We start from the raw sequence: 5775 nt of genomic DNA, 5'->3' as shown, positions 1-5775 counted from the left end.
TATAGATTTGGGTTACTAAAAGTAACTATTAATTTTAAACACGTAAAAAAAATGAAAGAAAAAATTTTGATTACAGGAGCTACAGGTACCATAGGCAAAGCATTGGTTCGGCAATTACAAGGACTGAAAGCAAATTTTGTTGCAGGCAGCAGGGATTTTAACAAGGCCAAATCAACCTTAAATATCTCAGAAGATAAATGGGTAAAATTTGATTTCGCTGAAATCCATACCTTCGAAAAAGCTACAGAAAATGTAGACCGGGTTTTTGTTTTAGGTCCTCCGTTAACGCTCAATTTGGAGCAAATCTTAATACCTTTTATCGATTTCTTAATTCATAAAGGGATAAATAGGGTAGTTTATCTTTCGGCGTTTGGCAATCAGAGTTTAGGGGGTGATTTGGCTTTTCACCATATTATGGAAAACTACCTTAAAGAAAGTCAGTTGGGTTTTACCATTTTGCAGCCTTCTTTTTTTGCACAGAATTTCAAAAACTATGAATATGAAAACCTGATGGAAAGGGGTATAACCTTTAATGTAGCGGGAGATGGAAAAGTAGGATTTGTGGATGTGGAAGATGTGGCCAAAGTGGCCTCAAAGGTATTAACGGAGGATGGACATGCAGGAAAAACCTACCAACTAACAGGGCCGGTACTGTTAAGCTACCACGATGCCGCCAACATACTTTCAGAAGTGCTGAACAAGAATATTATTTATCCTAATCCTTCGGAAGAAGCTTACAGAGGCGCTTTAAAAGCAGGTGGGGCTCCTGATTTTATCGCTGATTATATGATCCCGGTTTATGGAATGATAAAAGATGGATCTGTAGGTCGCTTAACCAAAGATGTTGAAGAAGTTTTAGGCGAAAAGCCAACAGATCTGAAAACTGTTTTAAAGAGGGATTTTGTCTAATCCATTTTGAAATCAAATCCAGTCAGGAATTAAGATCCTGGCTGGAAATTCACCTCACCCAACCGGAGAGTGTTTTATTCACAATACATCAAGGAAATCACAATAATTTCTATTTGCCTCCCAAAACCCATTTTTTTAATAATGGGCTACGCTCCCTGCTGATTTCGACCATTGACAAGATCGGATTTTTAAGAAACACTTCCAAACCTTTATATGTGGTTTTTATTTGTTTGATTTCATCAATACGGATAATTGACTGGCGATTTGCACGGAAAAAAATGGCAGGATCAAGTTTGTTTTCCAGCTCCTCCATGGTTTGAAAATCGGTGACAAATCTCCTTCCATCCCTATGAATCAGGAATATTAATTCTGATTTCTGGAAACCCGCAATCTCATCTGTTCCCACAGGAATCAGGCTATTTTGATGGTTGACCAATAGTCTTTCCAAATAGATTTTTCCTGAGGTAAGCTTTTCAAGGGCAGACCGGAAATCGGGTAAAGCGAATGATTCCCTTCTTTTTGGCAGTTTTTCAAGGGCATTTTTCAGCTCTGATTTTTCTATGGGTTTCAGAAGAAAATCAACACTGTTCACCTCAAATGCCCGGATGGCATAATGATCAAAGGCAGTGGTAAAAATAACCGGACAGGCGGGTTCAAATTGTTTAAAAACATCAAAACTGATTCCGTCTGATAGCTGTATGTCTGCAAAAATCAGATCGGGAGTAGCTGATTTTTCAAACCAATGGAGCGCTCTTTTCACACTCGAAAGAATCTCCAAAATCTCAGCGTTGGGGATCAAATCGCGAATGTGCTTACAAAGCCCATCCGCCACAAGCGGTTCATCTTCCAGGATAAGGATTTTGGGTCGGTCAGTTTGGAAATAGCTGCTCATAATTTCTAAATTAATACCTTGATATCAAGGGTATAGATACTGAATAGTTTTCATCTGTCATTTTGATTTGCAGAGGAATTGCTGATAAGAAGCTGTACAACTTTTCAAGATTGGCTAGTCCCTGCTTATTCGATTCGTTCACCAAGATTTTAGGATGTCTGGTGTTATTTACAACGAGGTAATTGTCAGTGGAGTAAATATCGATTTTCAATGGACGGTCCGGATCTATGGCGTTGTGTTTTATGCAGTTTTCCAACAAAATCTGAAGTGTAACTGGTGCAATTCCCTGATCCAAAACCACTTCAGATATCTGGGTTTGAATTTCTATTGCACCACCAAATCTTGTTTTCAGTAAGAAAATAAAATGTCCTATAAAATCAAGTTCTTCGCGAATAGATATGACCGATTGATTTTCATTTTTGAGGACATATCGGTACACTTTTGACAGGTTATTTACATAGTCCGAGGCTAGGGTTGGATTGTCAAAAATCAAACTATGCAGCGAACTGAGTGAATTGAACAGGAAATGGGGGTTCAGTTGGTTTTTAAGGTTATCGAATTGAACCTGAGTCTTTTCCCTTTCTAATCTTTCGGCTCTGATCAGGCTTTTTTTCCATTCATCGAAGAAGTGTTTGCCCACGAAGATACTGTTGATCAGGAATGAAAGCGTGACAAACACAGCATAAGTGGACATGGTGAACATCACAGACATGGATCCGTCCAGGTATTTTCCGGCTACTAAAAAAAGCAGGCGATTCACAGTGAGCATATATATTGCTCCCAAAACCAATTGAATATTGAGACGAAACAGAAACCGATCAGAGAATGGAATGATTTTGTCCAGATAGTGATTCATTCCCCTGAAAAACTCCCAGGTAATGACTAAGAAAAAAAAGGTGTAAAGAATCGATTCAGTGGGAAAACCTCCAATTACTTCGAGTTGGTCCCACATGTAATACCTGACTAATCCACTTACAAGCGTGAATGCCACTATCAAGCTATACTCGATTCCGATGTTTTTTCTCAGCTTCATTTCCTTCTTTTTTCTGTATCTCTTTGTAATCCTCTTCTATTTGTTCCAATCGCTCGATGCTTCTGACAAATCCCAGCATGAAAGCCTGGTTTTGAAGAAAAGGTCCGGAATGTATAGAATTCCAGAAACCTGATTCAATTCCTGATTTCACCATCTTTCATTTCAATTGTCCGATCGGTTTTCGAAGCAAAGTCCTCATCATGCGTGACCGCAATGATAGTCTGTCCAAAATCCCGGGTCAAGCGTTTAAAGGTATCAAAAACAATCTTTGAATTTATTGAATCTAAGTTCCCCGTTGGTTCATCTCCCATAATTATTAATGGATCATTGATCAGTGCCCTTGCAATGGCCACCCGCTGTTGCTGTCCTCCCGAAAGTTTGGAGGAAACCTTAATAGCCTGATCGGCAATTCCAAGCAGATCAAGCTTTTCAAGAGCCTTCTTTTTGATGACCGCTTCAGGGTGTTTCCCAAGTTTCAGCGCAGGGATCATCACATTTTCCAGCGCTGTAAATTCAGGCAGAAGAAAGTGAAGCTGAAAAACGAAACCGATATGTTCATTGCGGAACCTTGCAAGCTGATCAGGGGATTTCCCGGTCAGTTCCTCGGCGTTGATTTGAAGCTTACCTTCAAAATCCATATCCATCGTACTCAGCAAATAGAGGAGGGTAGATTTTCCACTTCCTGATTTGCCCACAAGACTGAGAAATTCGCCCTTCTGCACTTCCAAATCGATGTCTTTCAAAACCTGAAAAGTATTCGGGTCATGAAAGTATTTGGTGATTCCATTAGTTTTTAAGATAATATTTTTCATGATCAAATGCCTCGTATGATTTCAATGGGATCAATGTTTCCGGCTTTTCTGGAAGGAATCCATCCGGCAAGTGCAGTGGTCAGGACGCCGAAGACAATTCCGATCACATAATATTTGGGATCAAAGGTGACAGGAAGGGAATCCAATGAAAGCAAGTCGCCTCCATCGAATGGTACCTGAGCCAATAGAAGGGAAAAGACAAAGCCGACAATCAATCCCATGATACTGCCAATCAGCCCGATGATGAGCGATTGGGTTAGGAAAATTCCGGTGACATCTTTGGCAGCAAAACCTGTCGCTTTTAGAATTGCGATGTCTTTCATTTTGCTGTAAATCGTCATGTTGAGAATATTGTAGATGCCAAATCCTGCCACTATCAATAGTGTGATTGACACGGAATAGGTCATGATGTCCCTGATGATTGCACCGGCAAGTAGGGTGGAGTTGGCTGTTTCCCAGTCTTCGGCCTTTTCTCCAAAAGTTGCCTGAATCTTCTCTGCCTTAAGTTTTGCAGACCGATAATCGGTTGTTTTGATATTGAGATCAGTGATGTATCCGGCATCTTTTCCCAAAAGCTTTTGGACGGTGGAGATATTGGAATAGCTCCTGACATTGTCTATTTCCCCCAAACCGAGTTGAAAGATTCCAACGACTTTCATGGAATAGGTAACTCCCTGAGGGGTGGTCAGGATAAGTAAATCTCCAAGCTGTGCAGAAAGTTTTTTTGCCAAGCCCGATCCGATTATCAAACCATTCGAAGTGGTCATCAGGGCTGTGAGCGAACCTGCCTTCATTTTGGAACTGAGATCAAACAGTTTGTCCTCTTCCAAAATATCCACGCCTGCGACAGATCCATTGAGCTTCACCGGTCCGAAATTGTAGAAAACCTGAGAGGTCAATCTCGGTGCTACACCTATGATTTCAGGATCCTGCCGCAGTATTTCTGCGATTTGACGTGCATTTCTGATTTTATCGGATTCGTTTTTTGGTTTTATACTGTGAACCTGATTCAGGCCATTTGGATGAATCCTGTCCAAAATCATCAGTCGGGGTTCGGTCACATCCTTATACATCCTGATGTCAGCCGAGGCGATTTTGGTCAAATCTTCCGTGAAGTTGTTTAGCCCTGTCATCAGACTGATCATCATGATGAACATGCCGATGCCAAAGGTCACACCCAACATGGCTACCAAAGTTTGCTTTGGCTTGGAAAGCAAATGGGTTTTGGCGATTCTAAGGATGACGTTCATGGTTTGATCAGATTAGCATCTTTACTAAGTCCCTCAAGGATTTCCACCTCAGTCAGTGTCCGGATGCCGGGTGTAACTTTTACTTTTTGCGCTTTTCGATCTTTCATAATCAGTACACTGTCTCCCGGAAGAAGCATGCCTCCGGGAATCACCAAAGCATCATTTTTCTCACGAATCAAAATATTGGCCTCTAATGCCAAACCGATTAATCTGGAAGATAAGGTGTCATGAAGGCGGGCATCGACTCGAAGCATCTGATCCATTGGATCGACTTTGGAGTAAATCTTTGTGAGCTCTGCCTGAAAGGTCTTGCCGGGGAATGCATCCATTTCGAGCAGCACTTTTTGCCCAAGGCTTACTCTGCTGATATCCTGCTCATCGATTTTAAGACTTCCGATGAAACCTTGATCTGTGCCAAGTGTGGCTAAGAGGTCACCTTTTTTTATGAATTCCCCGATCTTGGGCTCAGCATGGAAAAATATCCCATCCCTGTCACTTCGGACTTCATAATGCCCCAACTCATCCTGAAGAAGGAGCAAGTCTTTGCGGGCAGATTCCAGGTCCATTTGAACTTGATCCTTCTTGCTTTCCAATTGGCTTTTGCTTCTTATCCAACTTTGTTTGGAGCTTTCAAAAGCAGTTTTTGCGGCTTCGTATTGAGAAATTGAAACTGCTTTTTGCTCGTAAAGCTTTGATTGGCGAAGCCATGTCAAGGAATCAGCGCGGTATTGTTCTTCTGCAATTTTGACTCCCTGAAGGGATTCTGCCATTAAAGGACTTGAAGCGGATGCGTTGCTTTTTGCTAGGTCAAATTTGAGTTGCGCAGCTTGAAGTCGACTATCCAAGGCCATACCGGAAATGGTAAACAGGATTTGTCCC

General features: G+C 41.4%; 6 protein-coding genes. 1 reads left to right on the top strand and 5 read right to left on the bottom strand.

Features of this window, described 5'->3' with window-relative positions; translation table 11 throughout:
• Positions 1 to 51 precede the first annotated feature (51 nt).
• Positions 52 to 909 carry an SDR family oxidoreductase gene (locus ACEW8O_RS07560; RefSeq protein WP_373494013.1) on the top strand — a complete coding sequence of 286 codons (858 nt, stop codon included), beginning with the start codon at positions 52 to 54 and terminating at the stop codon, positions 907 to 909.
• Between the two features lie 109 nt (positions 910 to 1018).
• Here ACEW8O_RS07560 and ACEW8O_RS07555 read toward each other — a convergent pair whose 3' ends face one another.
• The 5 genes from ACEW8O_RS07555 to ACEW8O_RS07535 form a co-directional block, all read right to left on the bottom strand.
• Positions 1019 to 1801, bottom strand: a complete 783-nt coding sequence (locus tag ACEW8O_RS07555; protein ID WP_373494012.1) for a LytR/AlgR family response regulator transcription factor — start codon at positions 1799 to 1801, stop codon at positions 1019 to 1021.
• A 10-nt stretch (positions 1802 to 1811) separates the two neighbouring features.
• Positions 1812 to 2834, bottom strand: coding sequence for a sensor histidine kinase (locus ACEW8O_RS07550; protein ID WP_373494011.1), 1023 nt, complete (start codon positions 2832 to 2834; stop codon positions 1812 to 1814).
• A gap of 134 nt (positions 2835 to 2968) precedes the next feature.
• The gene (locus ACEW8O_RS07545) at positions 2969 to 3646 is read right to left on the bottom strand and encodes an ABC transporter ATP-binding protein (protein WP_373494010.1); all 678 of its coding nucleotides are present in this window, start codon (positions 3644 to 3646) and stop codon (positions 2969 to 2971) included.
• Between the two features lie 2 nt (positions 3647 to 3648).
• Entirely contained in the window at positions 3649 to 4896 is a 1248-nt protein-coding gene (locus ACEW8O_RS07540) for an ABC transporter permease (protein WP_373494009.1), read from the bottom strand.
• Positions 4893 to 5775, bottom strand: an 883-nt coding sequence (locus tag ACEW8O_RS07535) for an efflux RND transporter periplasmic adaptor subunit (RefSeq protein WP_373494008.1), incomplete at its 5' end; no start/stop codon positions are given. The genes ACEW8O_RS07535 and ACEW8O_RS07540, both read right to left, overlap by 4 nt.

It is taken from the genome of Aquiflexum sp. (assembly GCF_041749095.1).
In the GTDB taxonomy this organism is placed as follows: Bacteria; Bacteroidota; Bacteroidia; order Cytophagales; family Cyclobacteriaceae; genus Aquiflexum.
This window is presented reverse-complemented; position numbering and strand designations above follow the sequence as displayed.

Bases quoted from the DNA above. Each gene is read 5' to 3' on its own strand.
- ACEW8O_RS07540 (WP_373494009.1), bottom strand. From the start codon at position 4,896: ATGAACGTCATCCTTAGAATCGCCAAAACCCATTTGCTTTCCAAGCCA.
- ACEW8O_RS07555 (WP_373494012.1), bottom strand. From the start codon at position 1,801: ATGAGCAGCTATTTCCAAACTGACCGACCCAAAATCCTTATCCTGGAA.
- ACEW8O_RS07545 (WP_373494010.1), bottom strand. From the start codon at position 3,646: ATGAAAAATATTATCTTAAAAACTAATGGAATCACCAAATACTTTCAT.
- ACEW8O_RS07550 (WP_373494011.1), bottom strand. From the start codon at position 2,834: ATGAAGCTGAGAAAAAACATCGGAATCGAGTATAGCTTGATAGTGGCA.
- ACEW8O_RS07560 (WP_373494013.1), top strand. From the start codon at position 52: ATGAAAGAAAAAATTTTGATTACAGGAGCTACAGGTACCATAGGCAAA.